This is a genomic window from Kribbella pratensis, from assembly GCF_004365355.1.
GTDB lineage: Bacteria > Actinomycetota > Actinomycetes > Propionibacteriales > Kribbellaceae > Kribbella.
In genome coordinates this window covers 1,404,595-1,424,650 of sequence record NZ_SODP01000002.1, presented here as the reverse complement: position 1 = coordinate 1,424,650, position 20,056 = coordinate 1,404,595, and the positions used below count along the sequence as shown (strand labels likewise).

Here is a 20,056-nt window from a genome sequence, read left to right as displayed (position 1 = left end):
CTCCTTTGAGGTCGCGGGTCTTCAGGTTTTCAGTGGTTTCTCCGCCGCTCGCACTGCACGCTTCCAGGCCGGGAGCATCAGGATCGCCCCGAGCAGGAAACACAGTGCGCCGAGCAGCGTGCCGCCGACGGAGACCGGATCGCTGATCAAATCGTCGGAACTGTGGAGTACGAAGCTGGCGATCGCGGAGGCCATGAAGAGGATCGAACCGACCATGTTCAACCAGGCGATCCACCAGGGGAACGAACGCGGTCGGAAGGTGAACAGGCGTCCTAGAGCGAGAATGGCGAACAGGCTCGCCACCAGGAACAGCGTCGATCCGTAGAAGTCGGGCCGCCAGACCCGACGGTCCTGCTGTTCGGCCGTCACGTTGTGCAGAAGCGCGGCAAAGGTGCTGATGTTGAAGAAGATCGTGCCCGGAAACTGCGCAACCGCTGCAAGCCAGTTGCGATCATGCGGCAACCAAGCTCTGAATCGAACCGGCGCCCGCCGGTACTGCGACTCAGCGTCGACCTCGGTCATCGCCGGTGACTGAACCTGCACGAGCTGCGCAAGCGACGCCGACGTGAAGAAGATCGAACCGACGAAGTAGGTGACGCTGTCGGCAGCCTGGCCGACTGCGTTCAGGTAGGCGGGCACCGATCCCAGCACGAACAACGCAGAGCCGATGCTGAACAGCAGCGCGACCACTCTGTTGAGATCGATCGGCCTCGGCGTCATGGCGACTCCGCCACCCAGCACTTGGTGGCGGATCGCCGTACGCTCGCGGCCGTCCGGTACTGGCCGTCCATCGGATGGGGCAAGGCTCAAACCCTGTTTGTCATCGGCCACGCTGCCCGCCCTCGGCGCTATGGACCACCTTCGGTTCGTGTTCTACGCGCCCCACGCTCATCGAAATCGACCGCAACACACATCACCCACGGAGGATGAAACGCGCCTGCGCCGCGCGCACGCATCCCTCGAGGCCCAGCGGAAGGCGCTTGACGAATTCGCGGAGCAGAGCGCCGGGCAGACATGCGCCGGGCGTGATCAGCGTCACGGTGCGGGAGGTGCTTGCCGTACGTCGTCGGTCGCGCGATAAGCGCGTGCGTGGGAAAGAAAAATCCCCTCCCCGGTGTGCGGAGAGGGTGGTGGTGGTCAGGGGCGGTCTCGAACCGCCGACCTTCCGCTTTTCAGATCGCGAGACCGCAGCATTCCACTGGAATCACGACCGTGCCCGAGGTCGCCGCTAGGCGTCGAGCGTTGCTCCCAAGACACTGTTGTTGCTACAGCGGCCGCTACACCTGACAGTCAATCCCGCTATGTTCCAGCCCCCATCGACCTGGATCGCCAGAGCTGGAACATACGGGATTGGCGTGGTTGGGGATGTGCGCCGGCGGGGCGTACCCGGACAGGCCGTGCGCGGGTTGTCCCGGGTTGCCGCGGACATACCGCAGGTCACAGCGTTGCCGGGACAGCCGGGACAGGTTGTGGGTAAGTGCAGTGCTGCGGATGGAATGCGAAGGTCGATCGTGCAACCACCGCGTACCAGATGGTGCGAGCCACTAGGCTCAGTGAGCAGCTGCTGCCCCACACGGGCGGCCGGACCACCCGGGCGGACGGCAGTCGGAACGCGGAGAGTGGGGGTGGCGAATTGTGCTCATAGTTCCAGACACGACGGTCTTCCTGGCCGACCCAATGTGCTCAGGAGACGCGTGGGAAGTTCTTGCGCACGCCGCGGGCGTATGGAATCTGAAGATCATGGTTCCAAGTGCGGTGTTCGTGGAAGCGGTCGGAGGCTATCAACGTCAGCTCGTCGAACTGGCAGCGGCATTTGATGGATTCGCTGAAAAGAAACGGTTTCGTGGCCTCGGACTGATTGGTGGTCTCAAGGATGTAGAGATGGCCATTCATGAAGCGTCGGAGACGTATGCGGAGAAATTGACCCAGATTCTCTCGGATCTTGATGCAAGTATCCTACCTTTGCCGGATGTGCCACACTCCGTGCTCGTCGAGCGGGCGGTGTCACGGAGGAAGCCGTGCGACGATCACGGAGACGGATATCGAGATACTCTGAATTGGCTCACGATACTTGAACTCCTCAGAAACTATCCCGACGATATCGTTTGGGTCTCAAATAATACGAAGGATTTCGGCTCTGGTGTTGAGACAGAGTCGGGATCGAGAGGCCTGCACCATGAACTCCTGGATGAGTTGAACGATACTGGTTTCGCAGGTCGGGTCAGGTACGCGGCGGAGTTGAGGGAGATCATCTCGGAACTGGCCGCGGCTCTAGCGCCAGAACTCCCGCGGGACATGCACAACCTGAAGGATCAACTGCGGACCCAAACCCTGAGTCGGTTCGTTGCTCAATCTGTGTTCCCAGGTATCGCGCCAACGTTGTTGGATCCGCGACGATGTGCATTGCCAGTCGAGACAATTACTGCGGAGCTTCTCGCCGTCGGCGAACTCGAGAACTTTCGGATGGAGATCAGAGGCTCGGCAGGAAAGGGCGAGGCTCTAGTAGATTTCGTCGTCACCGGCGAGTCGGGCATCGTGCTGACTCTTCCCAATGTTTATGCGAGCGAGCCGACAGCGACGGTGTTGCCTGACGGCTCCGGTGTCGAGATTCAGATTTCGAAGCCGCTTAGATACCATGGCTACCTCACGACAAACTCAGTCGGGAATCCGCTCGCCGGGGAAATTACACGAATCGTAAGCAAGGGCGATGATCCGGGACGAGGTGAATGGCAAGAGAGGGACGCACGAGATCAGTTGCTGCAACGAACCAGCCTCTTGGAGGGTATCGACCCCAAGGTGTTCGAAGGGCTGCGGCCAAAGTTCGACCCCAAGCTGTTCGAGGCGCTGCGGCCAAAGTTCGACCCCAAGCTGTTCGAGGGACTGCGGCCAAAGTTCGACCCCAAGGTGTTGGAGGCGTTGCGGCCAAAGTTCGAACCCGGGGTGTTGGAGGCGTTGCGGCCGAAGATCGACCCCAAGCTGTTCGAGGGACTGCGGCCAAAGTTCGACCCCAAGCTGTTCGAGGGACTGCGGCCGAAGATCGACCCCAAGCTGTTCGAGGGACTGCGGCCGAAGATCGACCCCAAGCTGTTCGAGGGACTGCGGCCGAAGATCGACCCCAAGCTGTTCGAGGCGCCCAGGCCGACGACCCCTGCTCCTCACGAGCCAGATGAGACGACGGGGCCGGGTGATCGGTCCGACTCGAGCTTGCCGCACGAAGACGCAGACTCGTCGGGGCTCAGCGCGGCAGCACCGCAAGCCTCGGCAGACTCCGAACCGGCCGACGCTGCGCCCAAGCCCGGATCAGACGAGAACTCAGGCGATGGTCGACACGAGGCACCGGCGGATGGTGAGACCAGACCCGACGAGACCTGATCCCGGAAATCATGACTGACCATCAGGGCCGCCCCAATCTGCGCAGGTACGGATTCGCGTGTCCGACGTAGTCCGAGGCGGCGGCACGTCCTGGGTCAGTTCGTACATCCGGCCGTCGCGGTCGCGTTCCAGGCGAGGTTGCAGTTGGGGCGCACTGCGGCTACGGGGAGTAGCGATGAACCCGGCGCTGCGTCGAATTTGACGGCCCGATTCCGGGCCGAGCTGGTCGATCCGGCAAAGGCAACCCTGGCGCGCTCGGCCGAGCAGATCCGAGGACCGCACACCCTGCCCGGCGGGTCTCGCTACGAGCAACATCCGAGAGGTGGGGGTGCCCTCTGTTGATGGAGCGTGTCTGGGCTGGCGACATCGACATGTCGTACGCCAAACTCACCCCTCATGACAGTCCAGCAGCCACCTGAGCCTCCCAAGACAGACCTGGCGGACAAGCTACTTGCCGGCGGTGTCAGCTCTATTCCGCTTGCGGGCGGCCTCGCGGCAGCCTGGTATCAGCACCTGATGGAAGGTCCGTACAACAAGCGACTTGAGGCCTGGCGAGCGACAATCACGGACGCCGTGAACGAGCTAGCAGAGAAGTACGACGATCTTCTCGACAATGAGGTGTTTCTAGACGCCTTCGTCAATGCGACGCGCGCGGCTCAGGCGACTCATCAGCAAGAGAAGCTCGACGCCCTGAGAAACGCGGTCCTCAACTCGGTTGCGTCGGACGCGCCCGACGTCGATGAGCAAGCCCGATTCTTCCGACTGGTCGAACAGTTCTCGGCGGCTCACGTACTCCTGCTCGCTCGCCTAGGAGGAGGCCACCGCGGCTCGATCTATGACGCCTTCCCCGAGCCCGACAGCCGACGCGAGTGGCGCGACCTTCTGATAGCTGACCTGGCCGGCGCGCGCCTTATCAACGTTTCGATCGACGGATTCCACAGCGCTGAGGTGACGGGTCTCGGCAGACGCTTCCTCGGGTTCATCTCCGAGGCCAACTGAAACAACGAGGCGCCCCTACCCCGCCACGGTCGGTGGGCGCAGTCCAAGTGACAGGCTCGGATGTCGGATCGAGTGCCTAGACCGAACTGACGGGTGACCGCTTGAATTCTGTGTCGAGCCGCCGGCTTCCGCCACAGGTCGCGAGACCGCAGCGGTCCACCGCGATTGCAGTCGTGTCTGAGGTCGCCGCTAGGCGCCGAGCATCGGTCGGCCTTCGCTGATGTTGCTACAGCGACAGCTACACCTGGCCTCCGCCCCCATGTTGCAGCTGTGTGACGCTGCTGCTCGGGCTCAAGGTGCCGCCGCACATCGTGCAGGCGATTGTCGGGCACGCCAACCTGGACGTGACGATGACGATCTACGCGCACACCTCACTGGAGGACAAGCGCGAGGCACTCCGGAAACTCCAAGACCACCTTCAGTAGTTGATGGCGGGCGCCCGACAAGGGCGCCCGCCGGTTCTAGACGGAAGCTACCCCGGTGGCCTGCTTGAGCTTAGCCCGCGCCGCTTCAGCACCGAGTTGGCCGCCTTCTACCGCGCGATGCATGGTGAAGAGCAGCCGAGTGTCGAGCACCGCGCCGCCCATGCCCGCGAAGATGGCCACCTCGGGAGCGCCAGCGAGTGCGACGTCGCGCAATCCGGGAGGCGTCTGGAGGTTGTGGTTGACGATGTACCACCGTGCATCGGGCCGTTTGTTGCCCCGCCCGATGTAGACCTCGACAGCCTTGCCAATCTGCAGTAGATCCGAAGCCTTGGCACCCTTCTTATAGCCCTTGACCTCCGCGAGAGAGACCCAGTCGCCGTCGATGATTCGGAGATCTTCCTGTTTGAACTGTGCATTCTCGCTCAGCTCATCGGCGTCCACGACCGTGAAGCCAAATAGCCGAAGCGACTCAATCACGGCTTCAACAAGCTCGTCGCCCTGGGCGACAAGGAGGCGTCGTGGACCTGCTGCCGCCGCGGCCTGGGCAGCCTCTTGAACGGCCGATGCTTGCTTGAGTCGGTCCTCATGGGCGAGCCGGAACTCCTCGGCTTCCGCCTCCAGCCGGGCAATCTCCCTGGCGGCATCGATCTCGGCCTTGGTCATCCAATCGCTGTGCTCGGTCCACGTCGCAAAGGGCGGGAAGCTCCGTTCGTCGATCTGCTGCCACCAGCGGACCGCTGCCTTCAGCCACTCTGCACCGTCAACGACGGCAGTCTCGGGGAGCCACCACAGATGACCCGCCTCATCTGCATCCGACCGTTTGAAGTAGCCGGCGAGAGTGTCGCCCGCCGAATCTGCCGCGAACTCAGTGACCTGACGACCTGGGGGTGCCGGAGCAGCGGAAGAGCCAAAACTCCACTTGATTACTTTGTATTCCGAGCCTGGCTCTGGGAGGACGTTGCGCTTCACAAGACCCGTCACCCCCAGTTGCGCCGATGCATCCCCGAGCACAAAGTTCCGTGCTCTAGCGCCTTCGACCCGCCTGACGCGTGCTTGCCGCCTTGAGTTGTCGCCAATCGGAATCCACTCATCTACGGCGGCTGGGGGACCGCCGAACTGCAAGACCTGAAGATGGTCTCCAAGCCCTTCAGGAGGAGCGCTTCCGACCAGGACGGCCGCGTCGAACTCGCGCTGATGTAACCCGGCAGCATCTTCCCGCGAGACGAACTCAACCGTTGGGAAGAGTCTCGCGATCGCCTCGGCCAATTGGCTACCGGCGTCAACATTGACCGCCATAGCCCACGGGCGGGCACCGTAGTGAATTAGTTCACCTGCCATTGAACCCCCCTCGCACCCCGAACCCCAGCCTCGACTGCTACAGCCATTGCTGCAGTTGGATGGCTCGGTCTGCGTCATCGATAACGAATCCGCAGGTCAGAAGGGTGGTCAGGGGCGGTCTCGAACCGCCGACCTTCCGCTTTTCAGGCGGACGCTCTACCAGCTGAGCTACCTGACCGGGGAGAAACGGCGGCGGCGGTGTTGTGGACACCGCCGCCTTCTCCTGGCGACCCAGACGGGACTCGAACCCGCGACCTCCGCCGTGACAGGGCGGCACGCTAACCAACTGCGCCACTGGGCCAAATGACTCGACGATCGTACAGCATCTTCGAGCTAGGTTTTGCACCGGCCTTTCGGCCGTATCCCCAACGGGATTCGAACCCGCGTTACCGCCTTGAAAGGGCAGCGTCCTAGGCCACTAGACGATGGGGACTCGGACCCGCGGGAGCCGAAGCTCCAGGGACAGCCGTAAGCATAGAGGAGTTGGGCCGCCTGTCCAAAACGAGTTCCGGGTGCGTGACGGACGCGACAAGAACGAGGGCGCCGTACGCCGGGAAAGGTCGGCGTACGGCGCCCTGGGCCGGGTGAGACGTCCGGCCGGGAAGCGCCTGACGTCAGGTGGTTGCGTCAGGCGCGATCAGCTGTGGGTACTGCGTTGTGAAGAGGTCGTTGAACGTCCGCGACGGCAGGATGTAGCCCCGCGGCCGGAGCGAGGCGGCGAGTCCGGCGGCCCACAGTGCCGAGTTCATCCGCTGGTTCGGTGTGCCGTGATGGCCGGCGCTGGTGAAGCCGCAGTCGCCCAGCTGGTAGAACATCTGGCCGAAGTCGTGCACCCGCTTCCAGTTCATCGACTCGCCCCGCCCATGGGTGAGGAAGTAGGCGCTGAACGCGTCCGCCTCCAGCTCGGCCCACCGTGACGCCTCGGGCGCCGCCAGCTCGGGCCGCATGAGCCCGTCGGAGAACTGCACCTGGTGGCCGAACTCGTGCGCCAGGATCGCCGACGGCGCCACATCGGACAGGCCCACCCGGGCGAACCCGTCCAGTACGCCGTCGCCGTACGCGATCCGCCGGTGCGACTTCCCGTACCCCGGAACGTCCTCGCCGCCGGGCGCCGCGAACGCGTTGAACGAGAAGATCGGCAGGTCGCCCCACCCGAGCACAGGGCTGCGAAGCTCCCGGGCGATCAGGTCGGCGGAGAATCGCGACTGCGCCGGGTTCGCGCCGTACAGCACGGTGAAGACCCGGTAGTCGCGTTCGGCGTCCAGCATGATTCGCCCGTGTGCAGGCACCAGCTCGACGTCGCTCGACGGGATGTCCCAGAACCCCTTCAGGCCCTCGAAGGTCTTGTTCACCGTGTGAGTGAACTCACCTCGCGCACCGAAGGTGAACGGGCCCTGCTGCGGGAAGTAGAGCGCATCCATCAGCGGGATGTCGTAGATCACGATGGTCAGCAGGGCGGTCAACTGGTCGATCGTCATCGACGCCACGTCGGGCAGGATCGCGGTCAGCACCGCCGGTGTCGCGGTGGAGCACTCGTACTGCGTGGGGTCGATCGCGTTCAGCAACGCGTCGCGGACCGGGTTGTCCGGCAGCCCGAGCCGCTCCCGGACGGCGTCGGCCTGCGCGCGCATCTCCGGCAGGTGGTCGATGACCTGCTGAGCCTCGGCGGATACCGGCGGAGCAGCGGTCACCGGTGGAGCAGCGGCAGCGACGCCAACCGCAGAGGCCGGGGTGGCCAGCAGGCCGAGCGACAGGCCCAGACCGGCGACGGCCGACCAGACAATGCTCTTCCTCATACGAACTCCTATGGACGGGGGCCTCAGTATCAGCAGCCGCAGGAGCCCGCTACGAGCGTTTGACGCTGTCAGAATCCGGCATGGCGGGAATCTGTCGCCCGGTGGTACACAGGGGCATGGAACCGCTGCGGGCGTTGGGCTTGTCGGCCGAGGCGGAGACGGCGTACGTCGACCTCCTGCATGACAAGCCGGTGGACGACGAGGCGGCCGTGGCCGAGCTGCTCACCCTCGGCCTGGTCGAGCGGTCCGACGGTGAGCTGGTGATCCGCCCGCCCCGACGGGCGATGGATGCGCTCGCCGAGCGTCACACCAGGCAGGCAGCGCTCGCCCGCGACAGCGCTGAGATGCTCAACGAGCTCTGGAAGGCCGCTGCGGGCAAGCAGGACTATCTGGAGGTGCTCCCGACGTACGCCGCCTCGCAAGCGGTTCTCAACAGCGTCCAGGACGACGCCCGCGAACAGGTACGCGCGATGACGATGGGCAACCTCGCCGCGCGGGAACTGCGGATCGTCGAGGGCATGTTCGAGGCGCTCGAACGCGGCGTCCGGTACGACGTCATTTACGGCGCGCACGTCCTCCAGGACGTCAACGCGCTGCACCTGGTCCAGTCCTGTATCGAGGCCGGCGAGCAGGCCCGGGTGTTCCCGCACGTGCCGCTCAACATCACGATCGTCGACGATCGCTGGGCGTTGGTCGGAGCCAGGGCGGAGGGAGAGAAGGGTCCCGGTTTCGTTGCTCTGGTGGTGCACGACTCCCCGCTGCTCAGCGGGTTCGCCCGGATCTTCGAGGCGTTGTGGCGGATCGCGGTGCCGATCACCGGTGGGACCGAGCTGAACGACGTGAACGCCGCGCCGAGCCTGGAGTCGAAGCGGCTGCTGACGTACCTGAGCGCGGGACTGACCGATGAGTCGATCGCCCGCGAGTTCGGCGTGAGCGAGCGGACGATCGCGCGCCGGATCGGCCGGTTGCAGGAGGCGCTCGGAGCGCAGACGCGGTTCCAGCTCGGCGTACAAGCGTCGCGTCAGGGCTGGCTGTAGGTCACTACGCTGGAACCGTGATGGAGATGAGCCGGGCGAACTTCGAGGCGCTGGTCTCGCAGGCGCTGGACGAGATACCCGAGGAGCTCGCGGCGTTCATCGAGAACGTCGCGGTGTTCGTCGAGGACGATCCGCCGCCGGGCGATCCGGAGCTGCTCGGGATCTACGAGGGCATCCCGCTGACCGAGCGCGGGCACGAGTACGGCGGCGTGCTTCCGGACCGGATCACGATCTACCGCAACCCGACGCTCCGGATCTGCGAGACCTTCGGCGAGGTGCTCGACGAGGTGAACGTCACAGTAGTGCACGAGATCGCGCACCACTTCGGCATCGACGACGCCCGGCTCCACCAACTGGGCTACGGCTGAGCGTAGGCCGATCGAGCCTCGGTCGGGTAAGGTCGGGCGGCCGGTATCGGGGACCGGTCCAGTCCGTTTTAACGATCGAGTGAGGCTTCGCCATGAGCGATCCCCAGCCGCCTGTCTGGAACCCCGAGAACCGCCCGGTCCACCCGCATGGCGCTACGCCGCCGACTGACCTCCCGCAGTACGCTGTCCGCCCGCCGCAGCACGGCACCCCACCCCCGCCGTACGGTGTGCAGCCTCCGCCGTACGGCGCCCAGCCTCCGCCGTACGGCGCCCGGCCGCCGCATCTGCCGCCGGCGAAGAGCAAGACGCCGTGGTTGGTGGCAGGCGCCATCGCTGTCGTGGTGGCGCTGGTCGGCGGCATCGTCGTGTTCATGACCCGTGGGAGCGACGACGCGACGGCCGGCAGTCCGATGCCGACCGCCGGCTACACCGACCGCGTGACCTCGAGCGAGACCCCGTCACCGACGCCCACAGTGCCGTCGTACACCCCCGAACCGACTCCCACCCCGCAGCCTCCGGTCGAACGCCGTCGGACCCTGCGAGACATCGACAAGGGTTTGCTGGTCTACGACGACGTGTACGTCGACCCGGCGCCAGGATGGAAGAAGGTCCACTCGTCAAAGTACAGCGTCTCGCTGCTGGCGCAGGGCCGGGGCGCGGCGTACGTCGTCGTCAGCCCGGTCGCGTTCCGTGCCGACCGCATCGCGACTGACGCGGCGAATGTCGTGGTGAAGATCGACCACCTCGTCGCCGTCAAGAAGGAACCGGTCGAGGTGGTCACCTCGGCGAACTCGAACATCGACAGCCAGGCGCAGATCGCCTTCACGGGCCGGATTCATACCCCGGCGGGCGCCAGCATCTCGATGGTCGCCCGCTGTGTCGGTATGACCGGGGTCGAGTCGATCCACAACGTGTCGATCATGGTGTGCGTCGAAGGCCGCAAAGACGACCCTGAGGCCGCCTTCCGCGACATGCCGCGGATGCTCGCCTCCGTCGCCCGGTCCATCTAGGACCGGTTGAAGAGCAGCTTCCACGGCATCAGGGCCGACTCGAGCTGGACCTTCAGCGACATCTTCGAGACGCCCTCGGTCCGCTCCTCGAAGCGGATCGGCGTCTCGGCGATCTTCAGGCCGCGCTTGACCGTCCGGTAGTTCATCTCGACCTGGAACGAGTACCCGTTGCTCCCGATCGACGCGACGTCGATCCAGCGCAGGGTGTCCGCCTTCCATGCCTTGAAGCCGGCCGTGGCGTCCTTCACGTGCAGCCGCAGGATCGCGTTCACGTAGAAGTTCGCCCAGGCGGACAGCGCCCGCCGGTGCCAGCCCCATTCGGCGGCCGCCGAGCCGCCCGGGACGTACCGCGAGCCGATCACGACGGCAGCGTCGGTGGTCCGCAGCATCTCGACCATGGTCGGGATCACCGACGCCGGGTGGGACAGGTCCGCGTCCATCTGGATGACGATGTCGGCACCCTCGTCGAGCGCACGGGTGATCCCGGCGACGTACGCGCGGCCCAGACCGTCCTTGACGGTCCGGTGGAGTACGCCGACCTTCTCCGGCGACGCCTTCGCCAGCTCGTCGGCGATGTCGCCCGTACCGTCGGGGGAGTTGTCGTCGACAACGAGAAGCTCCAGGCCGGGCAGGTTCAGGTCGGACAGGAGTCCGGCCAGCACGGGCAGGTTCTCCCGCTCGTTGTAGGTCGGCACCACGACCACGATCTTGGCTAGCTCACCCATGACTTTCCTTTGTCGGAGACACCGAAAGCTACCGTATCCGCCGACCACAGCTGATTTCAGAGTTCGGAGAGGGCCTCTTCGACGGTGCTGTAGATGCGGAACTGACCGCCGAGACCGGTCACGGTGAGCGGACGGTCGACCGGTCTGCCGACGCCGACCAGGGCCAGGGTGATGTTGTGCTGGCCGGCCAGGTTGCGCGCCTCGACCAGGTTGCCGAGGCCGGCCGAACTGCAGAACGTCACGGCCGACAGCTCGATCAGCACCAGCCTGGCAGGCGGTGCGACCGCGGCGCGGATCGACTCGGCGGCGAAGTCGGTCGTGGCGATGTCGATCTCACCGGACATCCTGACGAGCAGTACTCCGGGTTCCAGCTCCACGGTCACTGCGTCGAAGGTGGTTCGGATCATCTCGCCGTCCCGCGGGTCTGGGTGGCTTGTCACGCGGGTATCTCCCCCGGGGTAGCGCCACGAACGCGGGTCCTGGCGGATATGGGACTGCCCTTCGCCCTCACCGTATGCCCCAATGCACAAGCGTCACAACGGGTCTGGCGGTGATCGACCCCGGAGCGTGACCTCACGTCCGGAAGCGCTTCAGAGTAAAGCAAACGTCAGACCCACGACGGTGATAGACAAGTCGCTATGGGCGTTCTCGACGGCAAGGCGGCATTGGTCACCGGCGGTTCGCGCGGCATCGGGGCGGCGATCGTACGCCGGCTGGCCGCCGACGGCGCCGTCGTCACGTTCACGTACGCGAGTAGCGCGGACGCGGCCGACAAGGTGGTCGCCGACGTCAAAGCCGCGGGTGGCGACGCCATCGCCGTACAGGCGGATCAGTCGGACCTGTCCGGGATCGACGGACTGTTCGAGCGGGCGGCCGACCCGACCGGGACGCTGGACATCTTCGTCTGCAACGCGGCGCAGGCGATGGTGAAGCCGATCGCCGAGGTCACGGTCGAGGACTACGACCAACTGTTCGCGACCAACGTCAAAGGTCCGTACTTCGCCATCCAGCGGGCCGGCCGCGTCCTGCCCGACGGCGGCCGGATCATTGCCCTGTCGACGCTGAATACGGTCGTGCCCGGTCCCGGGATCTCTCTCTACGCCGCCAGCAAAGCGGCCCTCGAGCAATTCGTGAAGATCGCCGCCCGCGAGTACGGCCCGCGCGCGATCACCGTCAACACGGTGTCGCCGGGCGCGACCGACACCGACATGTTCCACGATCACAACCCGCCGCCGGTCCAGGATGCGCTGGTGGGCATCACCGCGCTCGGCCGGATAGGTGAACCAGCCGAGGTGGCGGACGTGGTCGCGTTCCTGGCCGGCCCGGACGCCCGGTGGATGACCGGTCAGAACCTCCGGGCGACCGGAGGGATGCTGGTCTGATCACCAAGGACCTGCTCGAGGCAGTCGACGCCGCCGCCGATCCGGCCGTGGCGGAGGTTCTCGCGCGCTACTTCCAGCTCCAGCCCGGCGGCTACGGGCACGGCGACCAGATGGTCGGCGTGAAGCTGTCGACGATCCGCGGAATCCTCAAGCCGTACCTGCCGGCCGGTCTGCCGCTGCCCGAGCTGGAACAGGCCCTGACCAGTCCGATTCACGAGCATCGCCTGGCAGTCCTTTGCCTGCTGGCCGATCGCGCCGCGCGCGCCCTCAAGCCGCGTACGGCGAACCCGGACGAGCTCACCGCGATCCACGACCTGTACGTCCGCAGTACGGCGTACATCAACAACTGGGATCTCGTCGACTGCAGCGCTCCGCAGGTCGTCGGCGGGTACCTGCTCGACAAGCCGCGGGACGAGCTCTACACGCTGATCCGTTCGAGCAGCCTGTGGGAACGCCGGATCGCGCTCGTCGCCACGCAGTTCCTGATCGGTCGAGGCCAGATCGACGACACCTTCAAGCTGGCCGCCGAGGTCCTCGACGACCGGGAGGACCTGATCCACAAGGCGTCGGGCTGGATGCTCCGCGAGGCCGGCAAACGCGTCTCCGAGGCCGAGCTCCGCGACTTCCTCGACGAGTACGCGACCCGCATGCCGCGCACGATGCTCCGGTACGCGATCGAACGTCTCGACCAGGTCAGCCGCAAGCACTACCTCGCCCTGCGCTGACCAAAAGTCGACAAATCAGCTCGGACGCGAAAGGTCGGCGTGGGCGTCGGCGAGCGGCGGTGCCTCGAGCGCGCAGTGCCGGTGGTGATGCTCGGCCGGGAGCAGATGGCGCTTCCCGGAACGATCGCCGAGGGTGATCCAGGCGATCAGGGCGCCGGACGCCGCGAGCACCGCGGAGATCCACAGGGCCTTGCCGAATCCGTTGTGGAAGGCAACGGGATCGCGGTACGCATTGCCGGTGATGCCGGCTGCCACCGGGATCGCGGCGACCGCCATCAGCTGTGCGGACCGGGCGACCGCGTTGTTCACGCCGGAGGCGATCCCCGCGTGGTGGTCCGCGACCGATGACATGACGGTCGCGGTCAGCGGTGCGACGGTCGAGACCAGACCGAGCCCGAGCAGTACGACGGCCGGCAGTACGGTGCTGAAGTAGCTGGACTCGTTGTCGATCCGCAGCATCAGCAAGAACCCGCCCGCCATCAGCAACGGTCCGACCGTCATCGGGATGCGGGGGCCGATCCGGTCCGACAGGCCGCCGGCGTACCCGGACAGGAAGAACATCAGCACGGTCATCGGCAGCAAGGACGCGCCGGCCCACAACGCGGAGTAGTGCAGTCCGGTCTGCAGGTAGACCACGACGAGGAACGTCGCCGTTCCGAGTGCGCCGTACACCACGACGGTGACCAGGTTCGCGCCGGTGAAGCGCCGGTTGGCGAAGATGCTCAGCGGCAGCATCGGATGCGAGCTGCGGCGTTCCACCTCGATGAACCCCGCGAAGGACAGGACGCCGATCGCCAGACTGGCCACGACGACCGGATCGCCGAAACCGTGGTCGCCGGCACTGATCAGGCCGTACGTGAGGGCGCCCAGGCCGAGGGTGGCCAGGATCGCGCCGTTGAGGTCGAGCTTGCCGCCGGCGCTCTCGTCGCGGCTCTCGGGCACATGGCGGAGCGTGACCAGGACGGTGACGAGAGCGATCGGGACGTTGAGCAGGAAGATCAGCTGCCAGTAACCGCTGTCGACCAGGGTGCCGCCGACGAACGGTCCGATCGCCGCCGCGACCGAGGTGAGGCCGGACCAGGCGCCGACCGCCTTGCCGCGGTCGGAGTGCTGGAACGAGGTCTGCAGGATCGCCAGGCTGCCCGGTGTCAGCAGCGCACCGCCGATGCCCTGCAGGACCCGGCCGGCGATCATCACCTCGAGGGTCGGCGCGATCGCGCACACGACCGACGCGATGCCGAACCAGATCACCCCGACGACGTACGTCCGGCGTCGTCCCATCCGGTCGCCGATCGAACCGCTGAGCAGCACCAGCGAGGCGAGCATCAGCATGTAGCCGTTGACGATCCACTGCAGGCCCGCGACGTCCGCGTTCAGGTCCTCACCCATCGCCGGGAGCGCGACGTTCACGACCGTCCCGTCCAGGAACGCCATTCCCGACCCGAGCGCCGTCGCCGCCAGCACCCATCGGCCCCGGGCCGTACCCAGAGCGATCCGCTCATCCGTCATGTAGTCAGCGTGGCAGATCCAGTTGGAGGACGACGAGGGCCTTGCTTGCCGGGATGCCGGGCTGGATCCCGAGGATGGGCGGATCTCCGACCGCGCAGCGGGTCTCGGTCAGTAGCGGGCAGATCGCGTTGAGCAGACCGCTGGTCACGGTGACATCGGTCGGCAGGCTCCCGCCGGCGGCTGAGGTCAGCGGCCGGATGGCTGCGCCGGCTCGCGTCGACGTCGACGGAGAGGCGAGCACCGCCGATCCGGACAGCGTGTATGTGAGCTTGATCCGTGTGGCCGAGACGGTCAGCGGCAGGTCACCCGGGGCTGTGACTGTGGTGTGCTGGATCGGCACCGCCTGGTCGTCGGCGACCACCTTCAGGTTGGTGACGCGCGGCGTTGTCGGGGCCATCATTCCGGGCAGGTGGTCGCCGGACGACGGCAGCTGCAGCGGCAGGATGTCGGTGGCCGCGGGCAACATCACGTTCTCGGTCATGTCGAACGAGCCGTTCCGCTGCGGTACGGCGATCAGCTGGATGCCGGGCACGGTCTCGCCCGGCCCGAGCGTGGTCGGCCTCGGTGTCGGAGCGCTGCCCGACGGCCGCGAACTGTTCAGCCCGGGACTCGGGGCGACCGGGAGCGCGCCGGCGCCCGAACAAGCGACGGTCGCGCTGTACCCCAGCACCAGCGCGACCGTCGCCAGGATTCGAACTCGCGTCCGTCCGGTCTCCTCCACCCCCGATGTCCGCTCGGGGAGGAACCCGGGAAGCAGCCGCGAGTCAGGTCCTGACACGAGTCACCGTCTCCCCATAACGGACCCGGCCATAATCGAGACCAGTGCGGCCCCTTCCGGACAGGTCGGACTTGCGCTTACGATACGCCCGAATTCGTGGGGCGGGGAAATGCTTACGCTATTTTCTGGCGAACGTCGGAGGGGGAAGGAAATGCAGGAACGGAGCGTGTCCGGGCAATTCCGGGCGGTATCCCTAAGTATTTCGAGAATTCGTGGTCCGGTAATTCGCAGGGTGTTGTCGCTGCTGCTCGCCGTGACGGTGGCGGCAGCGCCGGCTGTCCTCGCGGTGCCGGCGCAGGCTGCCGCGGGGGCCAACCTGTACTTCGTCCAGGGTCTGCCAGGGCGCAGTCTGGACATCAGTGTCGACGGTCACCAGGTCGCCGCCGCAGTCGCGGGCGGGAAGCTGGTCGGGCCCTTCGGGGTAGCGTCCGGCAAGCGGATGATCACCGCGAAGCAAGGCGGCAAGGTGGTCGTCCAGCGTGAGATCTCGGCCGGTTCCGGTGCCAGTCTGGACGTCGTCATCCACCAGCCGGTGTCGCCGACGGGTCAGCCGCTGATCACGACGTACGCGAACAAGCTGACCGCGGTGCCGGTGGACAAAGCCGGGTTGCGGGTCGCGCACGACGCGGCGGTCGGGCCGGCCGACATTCGGGTCAACGGAAAGGTGCTATTCCGTAACGTAGCGAACGGTGAATCACTCGACGTGGTCGTTCCGGCAGCGACCTACAAGGTGGATATCGTTCCTACCGGCGCAACGTCACCAGTTGTTCTCGGTCCGTTGGACCTGCCGGTGAAGGCCGGTTACCTGACCCGGGTGTTCGCGATCGGCGCACCGAGCCAGAAGACGATGACCGTTGCCCTCGGCACGATCAAGGTGCCGGCCACCGGGTCGGCGAAACCGGGTGTGGTGAACACCGGAACAGGTGGACAGGCGGCAGGGCTCGACCAGGCGCAGAGCCCTGCCGGACAATCCGGACTGTGGGTCGTGGTGTTCCTCGCCGCACTGGGGGTCGCGGTAGTCACTGCCCGGAAGGTGGTCCGCCGCTGAAGAGCGGACTGGTCGGTACGGCGCTGTGCTGTCTTGCCCTGGCGGGTTGTGCCGCCGGGGCAGACGGTGCGGTGCCGACGCCGACCCCGACGTTCGGCTTCACCTTCGAGGGCACACCGTCCGCTGTGCCTACTCCGACGGAGCCGCTGTCCGCACCGCCGGGACGGGTCGGCACGCCGGCTCCGAGTCAGCGCGTGCGCTTCGTCCCGCAACAGGTCGTGCTGCCGGGCGGCAAGGACGCACCGGTGCTGCCGGCAACTACCGTCGGCGGGCAGCTCCAGGTGCCGGCCAAGCCGCAATGGGTCGGCTGGTGGGACGGCGGCGCCGAGGCCGGCGACCCGTTCGGCTCGGTCGTGCTCGCCGGTCACGTCGACTCGAAGAACCAGGGCCTCGGCTTCTTCGCCCGTCTCCTCGGCGTACGTCGGGGCGAGACCGTCGTGCTCAACGGCTCCGGCCATACGGCGTCGTACCGGGTCGTGTCGATCGAGTCGGTCCGCAAGGACGCCCTCGCGACCAAGAGCGGCGCTTTCGACCAGACCGTGGACCATCGCCTGATCCTGATCACCTGCACCGGCGCCTATAACGCCTCCCAAGGCGGCTACGAGGACAACCTGGTAGTCACCGCGACACCGATCGGCCTGGCCAAGTAGACCGGTAGGCTCCCCGGTCATGGCCAGGTATTTCGACATCCATCCCGAGAACCCTCAGCGGCGGTCGATCGGGCAGGTAGTGGACCTGCTCCGCGAGGACGGGCTGATCGCGTACCCGACCGACTCCTGCTACGCGCTCGGCTGCCAGTTGGGGAACCGGGACGGGATCGAGCGGATCCGGACGATCCGGCAGCTGGACGACCGGCACCACTTCACGCTGGTGTGCGAGAACTTCGCCCAGCTCGGGCAGTTCGTGCACATCAGCAACGCCGTCTTCCGCTCGATCAAGGCGGCCACGCCGGGCAGCTACACGTTCATCCTCCCGGCCACCAAGGAGGTCCCGCGCCGGTTGCTGCACCCGAAGAAGAAGACCGTCGGCGTCCGCATCCCGGACCACGTGGTCACCCAGGCCCTGGTCGCGGAGCTCGGTGAACCGCTCGTCTCCAGCACCCTGCTCCTCCCCGGCCACGAGGAGCCGATGACGCAGGGCTGGGAGATCAAGGAAGAACTCGACAACCAGATCGACGCCGTTATCGAAGGCGAGGCCGGCACCGAGCCGACCACCGTCGTCGACTTCTCCGAGGACGTCCCGGAACTCGTCCGCGTCGGCGCAGGAGACCCGTCCCCGTTCGAATAGGGCCGGCCTACCACCGGTCCCAGTGCAGCACCTGCTCGCGTGGAACCCGCTTGGCCGGGCGGAAGTCGGTCCCGATCGTGAACGCCAGCGGGATGAAGGCGGCCAGCATCACGTCGTCGTACGGAACCCGAAGAACCTTCGCGAGCTCGCGCTCGAGCGGCCCCTGCGCGGTGGTCCACACCGTGCCGAGGCCGCGCTCCCGGGCGGCGAGCATGAAACTCCAGACCGCCGGCAGGATCGACCCCCACGTCCCGGACTGCTCCGCAGCCGATGCCCGGTCGGTGCGACCTTCCACGGCCGGGATCACGAACGCGGGGACCCGGTGGATGTTGTCCGCCAGGTAGCGCAGGCTGTCGAAGACCCGCTCGGTCGAGCGGGCGTGATGGTTCATCCGTCGTACGTCGTCCGCGGTCAACGGCTGACCCGCCGCCTGCGAGAGCGCCCGCCGGAAGATGTCCGCCACGGCCCGGCGCTGTGCATCCTCGGTGACGACGAGGAAGTGCCAGCGCTGCCGGTTCCGGCCGGTCGGTGCCTGGGTGGCGAGGTCGACGCATTCCTCGATCAGCTTGCGGGGGACCGGCCGGGAGAAGTCGAGGCGCTTGCGGACAGCGCGCGTCGTGGACAGGACCTCGTCGGCCGACAGGTTCAGAGCCATCCTCAAATCCTTCCGTTAGCAGATAGTCTGCTTCAGAACTATCTCACATCCCCTTGTCGAGGGCCTGACGATGAACTGGCCCGCCCACCTGCACGTCCGGTACTGCGAGAAGGTGCACCCGAACAGCACCTCCGTCTGCTGACACACTGTCCGGCGTGACCTACACCCTCGACCTGAAACCCGACGAGCTGCTGACGACCACCCGGACCGTCCGCAAGCGCCTCGACCTCGAGCGGCCCGTGCCGATGGAGCTGATCCGGGAGTGCATCGAGATCGCTCTGCAGGCGCCGTCGGGGAGCAACCGGCAGACGTGGCACTGGCTGGTGATCACGGACGCCGAGAAGCGTGCGGCGATCGGCGAGTATTACCGCCGCTCGGTCGAGGAGTACCTGGCCGGCCCGGGTGCGGCGGGCAAACTGCACGCCGACGACCCCGAGCGTGGCCCGGTCCAGCGCCGGGTCGGCGACAGCGTGGCCTACCTGGGCGAGCGGATGGGCCAGGTCCCGGTGCTGGTCATCCCCTGCCTGAAGGTCCGTTCGCTGCCGGCAGGAAACCAGGCCGGTCTGTGGGGCTCGATCCTGCCGGCAGCCTGGAGCTACATGCTCGCCGCCCGGGCCCGTGCTCTCGGTACGGCGTGGACCACGCTGCACCTGAGCTTCGAGCAGGAGGTGTCCGAGCTGCTCGGTCTTCCGGAGGACATCCGGCAGACGGTGCTGATCCCGACGGCGTACACGATCGGGACCGACTTCAAGCCGGCCGCGCGTCAGCCGCTCGACGAAGTTCTCCACATCGACGGCTGGTGATCATGAGGCGGCCATCTCCTCGATGGTCAGCCCGCTCAGCACCGAACGGGGCTCGGTCACCGTCAGGTCCAGCCCCGGATCGGCGTCCGCGTCCTTCACCTTCACCAGCAGCCAGTCCGCGCCGGTCCGGGTGAAGGCCCAGGCACCGTTGAGCTTCACTCCGTGCAATTGCACCTTCAAATGCCCGCGCTCGATCGCCTCGGCCGGATCGACGAGCTGGTGCCGGTCGTCGCGGGTCAGATTCGTGTAGACGCCGGCGTCCCAGACGATCACGGCGCCGCTGCCGTACTGCGCGTCGCGGTGCACGCCCTCGTACGACGCATACTCGAGATCGTGGTCCGTGGTGAACACCGCGAGCCGCTTGACGATCGGGTCGAGCGACGGCCCGCGCGGCACCGCCCAGGACTTCAGCACCCCGTCCACTTCGAGCCGTACGTCGTAGTGCAGCCGCCTCGCATCGTGCAGCTGAACGACGAAAATCGGCTTCGGCATCAGGCTCCTGAGGATTTTGAATTACAGCTAACGGTCGGTCGTGATGCAGTTGTAGGCTGGCGTCTGGTTGGGAAACCAACCCCCACAACCTTCCCATCACATCCGCCCCTGTCCAGAAGCAGGTGCCATGCCCGTAGCCCCCTCACCGGCGCGGCCGATCGCCGTCCAGATCCTCATCGGCGGACGCTGGATCGCAGGCCAGGAGCTCGGTCGACGGACCGGGACGACCGGGGCCGACGAGGTTCTCGTCAGCCACCACGGCCATCTCGTCTGGGTCGACCAGCGCTCGGTCCGCGAATCCTGAAAG

Annotated in this window: 22 protein-coding genes and 3 tRNA genes; 13 read left to right on the top strand and 12 right to left on the bottom strand. The window is 66.4% G+C overall.

Annotated features, from left to right (window positions below; genetic code table 11):
- Positions 1-21: 21 nt before the first annotated feature.
- The gene (locus tag EV653_RS23600; RefSeq protein ID WP_202871800.1) at positions 22-831 is read right to left on the bottom strand and encodes a hypothetical protein; all 810 of its coding nucleotides are present in this window, start codon (positions 829-831) and stop codon (positions 22-24) included.
- A gap of 804 nt (positions 832-1,635) precedes the next feature.
- Here EV653_RS23600 and EV653_RS23595 point away from each other — a divergent pair.
- The 3 genes from EV653_RS23595 (at position 1,636) to EV653_RS23585 (ending at position 4,796) form a co-directional block, all read left to right on the top strand.
- A complete protein-coding gene (locus EV653_RS23595; protein WP_134105868.1) occupies positions 1,636-3,372 on the top strand; it encodes a PIN domain-containing protein in 1,737 nt (578 codons plus the stop codon).
- 396 nt (positions 3,373-3,768) lie between these two features.
- Complete coding sequence (locus EV653_RS23590; RefSeq protein ID WP_134105867.1) at positions 3,769-4,371, top strand: hypothetical protein; 603 nt, start codon at positions 3,769-3,771, stop codon at positions 4,369-4,371.
- 272 nt (positions 4,372-4,643) lie between these two features.
- Positions 4,644-4,796 (top strand): hypothetical protein, encoded by a 153-nt coding sequence (locus EV653_RS23585; protein ID WP_202871799.1) that lies wholly within the window; start codon positions 4,644-4,646, stop codon positions 4,794-4,796.
- Positions 4,797-4,832: 36 nt separating this feature from the next.
- Here the strand turns inward: EV653_RS23585 and EV653_RS23580 are convergent, their stop codons facing one another.
- The 5 genes from EV653_RS23580 to EV653_RS23560 all read right to left on the bottom strand — a co-directional run bounded on the left by EV653_RS23580 (position 4,833) and on the right by EV653_RS23560 (position 7,930).
- On the bottom strand, positions 4,833-6,092 hold the full coding sequence (locus EV653_RS23580; RefSeq protein ID WP_134105866.1) for a hypothetical protein: 1,260 nt from the start codon (positions 6,090-6,092) through the stop codon (positions 4,833-4,835).
- 147 nt (positions 6,093-6,239) lie between these two features.
- Positions 6,240-6,312, bottom strand: a tRNA-Phe gene (locus EV653_RS23575).
- Positions 6,313-6,358: 46 nt separating this feature from the next.
- A tRNA-Asp gene (locus EV653_RS23570) sits at positions 6,359-6,435 on the bottom strand.
- 59 nt (positions 6,436-6,494) lie between these two features.
- Positions 6,495-6,567 (bottom strand) — tRNA-Glu (locus EV653_RS23565).
- Between the two features lie 181 nt (positions 6,568-6,748).
- Positions 6,749-7,930 (bottom strand): hypothetical protein, encoded by a 1,182-nt coding sequence (locus EV653_RS23560; protein ID WP_134105865.1) that lies wholly within the window; start codon positions 7,928-7,930, stop codon positions 6,749-6,751.
- Positions 7,931-8,046: 116 nt separating this feature from the next.
- On the opposite strand from EV653_RS23560, the gene EV653_RS23555 reads away from it, so the two are divergent.
- The 3 genes from EV653_RS23555 (at position 8,047) to EV653_RS23545 (ending at position 10,345) form a co-directional block, all read left to right on the top strand.
- On the top strand, positions 8,047-8,967 hold the full coding sequence (locus tag EV653_RS23555) for a LuxR family transcriptional regulator (RefSeq protein WP_166679528.1): 921 nt from the start codon (positions 8,047-8,049) through the stop codon (positions 8,965-8,967).
- 20 nt (positions 8,968-8,987) lie between these two features.
- A complete protein-coding gene (locus EV653_RS23550; RefSeq protein ID WP_134106718.1) occupies positions 8,988-9,335 on the top strand; it encodes a metallopeptidase family protein in 348 nt (115 codons plus the stop codon).
- A gap of 92 nt (positions 9,336-9,427) precedes the next feature.
- Positions 9,428-10,345 carry a hypothetical protein gene (locus tag EV653_RS23545; protein ID WP_134105863.1) on the top strand — a complete coding sequence of 306 codons (918 nt, stop codon included), beginning with the start codon at positions 9,428-9,430 and terminating at the stop codon, positions 10,343-10,345.
- Here the strand turns inward: EV653_RS23545 and EV653_RS23540 are convergent.
- Positions 10,342-11,070 carry a polyprenol monophosphomannose synthase gene (locus EV653_RS23540; RefSeq protein WP_134105862.1) on the bottom strand — a complete coding sequence of 243 codons (729 nt, stop codon included), beginning with the start codon at positions 11,068-11,070 and terminating at the stop codon, positions 10,342-10,344. The genes EV653_RS23545 and EV653_RS23540 overlap by 4 nt on opposite strands.
- 56 nt (positions 11,071-11,126) lie before the next feature.
- A complete protein-coding gene (locus tag EV653_RS23535; protein WP_134105861.1) occupies positions 11,127-11,510 on the bottom strand; it encodes an STAS domain-containing protein in 384 nt (127 codons plus the stop codon).
- 198 nt (positions 11,511-11,708) lie between these two features.
- Between EV653_RS23535 and EV653_RS23530 the strand changes: the two genes are divergently transcribed.
- Both EV653_RS23530 and EV653_RS23525 read left to right on the top strand, forming a co-directional pair.
- Positions 11,709-12,452: an SDR family oxidoreductase gene (locus EV653_RS23530; RefSeq protein ID WP_134105860.1), complete on the top strand. Its 744-nt coding sequence runs from the start codon at positions 11,709-11,711 to the stop codon at positions 12,450-12,452.
- Positions 12,404-13,177 (top strand): DNA alkylation repair protein, encoded by a 774-nt coding sequence (locus EV653_RS23525; protein ID WP_238159996.1) that lies wholly within the window; start codon positions 12,404-12,406, stop codon positions 13,175-13,177. Before EV653_RS23530 ends, EV653_RS23525 begins: the two co-directional genes overlap by 49 nt.
- 15 nt (positions 13,178-13,192) lie before the next feature.
- Here the strand turns inward: EV653_RS23525 and EV653_RS23520 are convergent, their stop codons facing one another.
- Both EV653_RS23520 and EV653_RS23515 read right to left on the bottom strand, forming a co-directional pair.
- Positions 13,193-14,686: an MFS transporter gene (locus EV653_RS23520; protein WP_134105859.1), complete on the bottom strand. Its 1,494-nt coding sequence runs from the start codon at positions 14,684-14,686 to the stop codon at positions 13,193-13,195.
- A gap of 4 nt (positions 14,687-14,690) precedes the next feature.
- On the bottom strand, positions 14,691-15,464 hold the full coding sequence (locus EV653_RS23515; RefSeq protein ID WP_238159995.1) for a hypothetical protein: 774 nt from the start codon (positions 15,462-15,464) through the stop codon (positions 14,691-14,693).
- A gap of 232 nt (positions 15,465-15,696) precedes the next feature.
- Between EV653_RS23515 and EV653_RS23510 the strand changes: the two genes are divergently transcribed.
- From EV653_RS23510 to EV653_RS23500, 3 genes are all read left to right on the top strand, one after another.
- The gene (locus EV653_RS23510; RefSeq protein ID WP_238159993.1) at positions 15,697-16,512 is read left to right on the top strand and encodes a DUF4397 domain-containing protein; all 816 of its coding nucleotides are present in this window, start codon (positions 15,697-15,699) and stop codon (positions 16,510-16,512) included.
- A 71-nt stretch (positions 16,513-16,583) separates the two neighbouring features.
- Positions 16,584-17,162: a class F sortase gene (locus tag EV653_RS23505; protein ID WP_238159991.1), complete on the top strand. Its 579-nt coding sequence runs from the start codon at positions 16,584-16,586 to the stop codon at positions 17,160-17,162.
- A gap of 19 nt (positions 17,163-17,181) precedes the next feature.
- Positions 17,182-17,799: an L-threonylcarbamoyladenylate synthase gene (locus EV653_RS23500; RefSeq protein ID WP_134105857.1), complete on the top strand. Its 618-nt coding sequence runs from the start codon at positions 17,182-17,184 to the stop codon at positions 17,797-17,799.
- A 7-nt stretch (positions 17,800-17,806) separates the two neighbouring features.
- On the opposite strand, the gene EV653_RS23495 is transcribed toward EV653_RS23500, so the two are convergent.
- A complete protein-coding gene (locus EV653_RS23495; RefSeq protein WP_134105856.1) occupies positions 17,807-18,454 on the bottom strand; it encodes a nitroreductase family protein in 648 nt (215 codons plus the stop codon).
- 155 nt (positions 18,455-18,609) lie between these two features.
- On the opposite strand from EV653_RS23495, the gene EV653_RS23490 reads away from it, so the two are divergent.
- The gene (locus EV653_RS23490; RefSeq protein ID WP_202871797.1) at positions 18,610-19,257 is read left to right on the top strand and encodes a nitroreductase family protein; all 648 of its coding nucleotides are present in this window, start codon (positions 18,610-18,612) and stop codon (positions 19,255-19,257) included.
- Here the strand turns inward: EV653_RS23490 and EV653_RS23485 are convergent, their stop codons facing one another.
- A complete protein-coding gene (locus EV653_RS23485; RefSeq protein WP_134105855.1) occupies positions 19,258-19,749 on the bottom strand; it encodes a DNA polymerase ligase N-terminal domain-containing protein in 492 nt (163 codons plus the stop codon). It lies immediately after the preceding gene.
- A gap of 127 nt (positions 19,750-19,876) precedes the next feature.
- On the opposite strand from EV653_RS23485, the gene EV653_RS23480 reads away from it, so the two are divergent.
- Positions 19,877-20,053, top strand: coding sequence for a hypothetical protein (locus EV653_RS23480; protein ID WP_202871796.1), 177 nt, complete (start codon positions 19,877-19,879; stop codon positions 20,051-20,053).
- The last annotated feature ends 3 nt before the right edge of the window (positions 20,054-20,056 follow it).

Excerpts from the sequence above, each read along its gene's own strand:
- EV653_RS23590 (WP_134105867.1), top strand. The coding sequence starts at position 3,769 with ATGACAGTCCAGCAGCCACCTGAGCCTCCCAAGACAGACCTGGCGGAC.
- EV653_RS23580 (WP_134105866.1), bottom strand. The coding sequence starts at position 6,092 with ATGGCGGTCAATGTTGACGCCGGTAGCCAATTGGCCGAGGCGATCGCG.
- EV653_RS23560 (WP_134105865.1), bottom strand. The coding sequence starts at position 7,930 with ATGAGGAAGAGCATTGTCTGGTCGGCCGTCGCCGGTCTGGGCCTGTCG.
- EV653_RS23555 (WP_166679528.1), top strand. The coding sequence starts at position 8,047 with ATGGAACCGCTGCGGGCGTTGGGCTTGTCGGCCGAGGCGGAGACGGCG.
- EV653_RS23550 (WP_134106718.1), top strand. The coding sequence starts at position 8,988 with ATGGAGATGAGCCGGGCGAACTTCGAGGCGCTGGTCTCGCAGGCGCTG.
- EV653_RS23545 (WP_134105863.1), top strand. The coding sequence starts at position 9,428 with ATGAGCGATCCCCAGCCGCCTGTCTGGAACCCCGAGAACCGCCCGGTC.
- EV653_RS23540 (WP_134105862.1), bottom strand. The coding sequence starts at position 11,070 with ATGGGTGAGCTAGCCAAGATCGTGGTCGTGGTGCCGACCTACAACGAG.
- EV653_RS23530 (WP_134105860.1), top strand. The coding sequence starts at position 11,709 with ATGGGCGTTCTCGACGGCAAGGCGGCATTGGTCACCGGCGGTTCGCGC.
- EV653_RS23520 (WP_134105859.1), bottom strand. The coding sequence starts at position 14,686 with ATGACGGATGAGCGGATCGCTCTGGGTACGGCCCGGGGCCGATGGGTG.
- EV653_RS23500 (WP_134105857.1), top strand. The coding sequence starts at position 17,182 with ATGGCCAGGTATTTCGACATCCATCCCGAGAACCCTCAGCGGCGGTCG.
- EV653_RS23495 (WP_134105856.1), bottom strand. The coding sequence starts at position 18,454 with ATGGCTCTGAACCTGTCGGCCGACGAGGTCCTGTCCACGACGCGCGCT.
- EV653_RS23485 (WP_134105855.1), bottom strand. The coding sequence starts at position 19,749 with ATGCCGAAGCCGATTTTCGTCGTTCAGCTGCACGATGCGAGGCGGCTG.
- EV653_RS23480 (WP_202871796.1), top strand. The coding sequence starts at position 19,877 with ATGCCCGTAGCCCCCTCACCGGCGCGGCCGATCGCCGTCCAGATCCTC.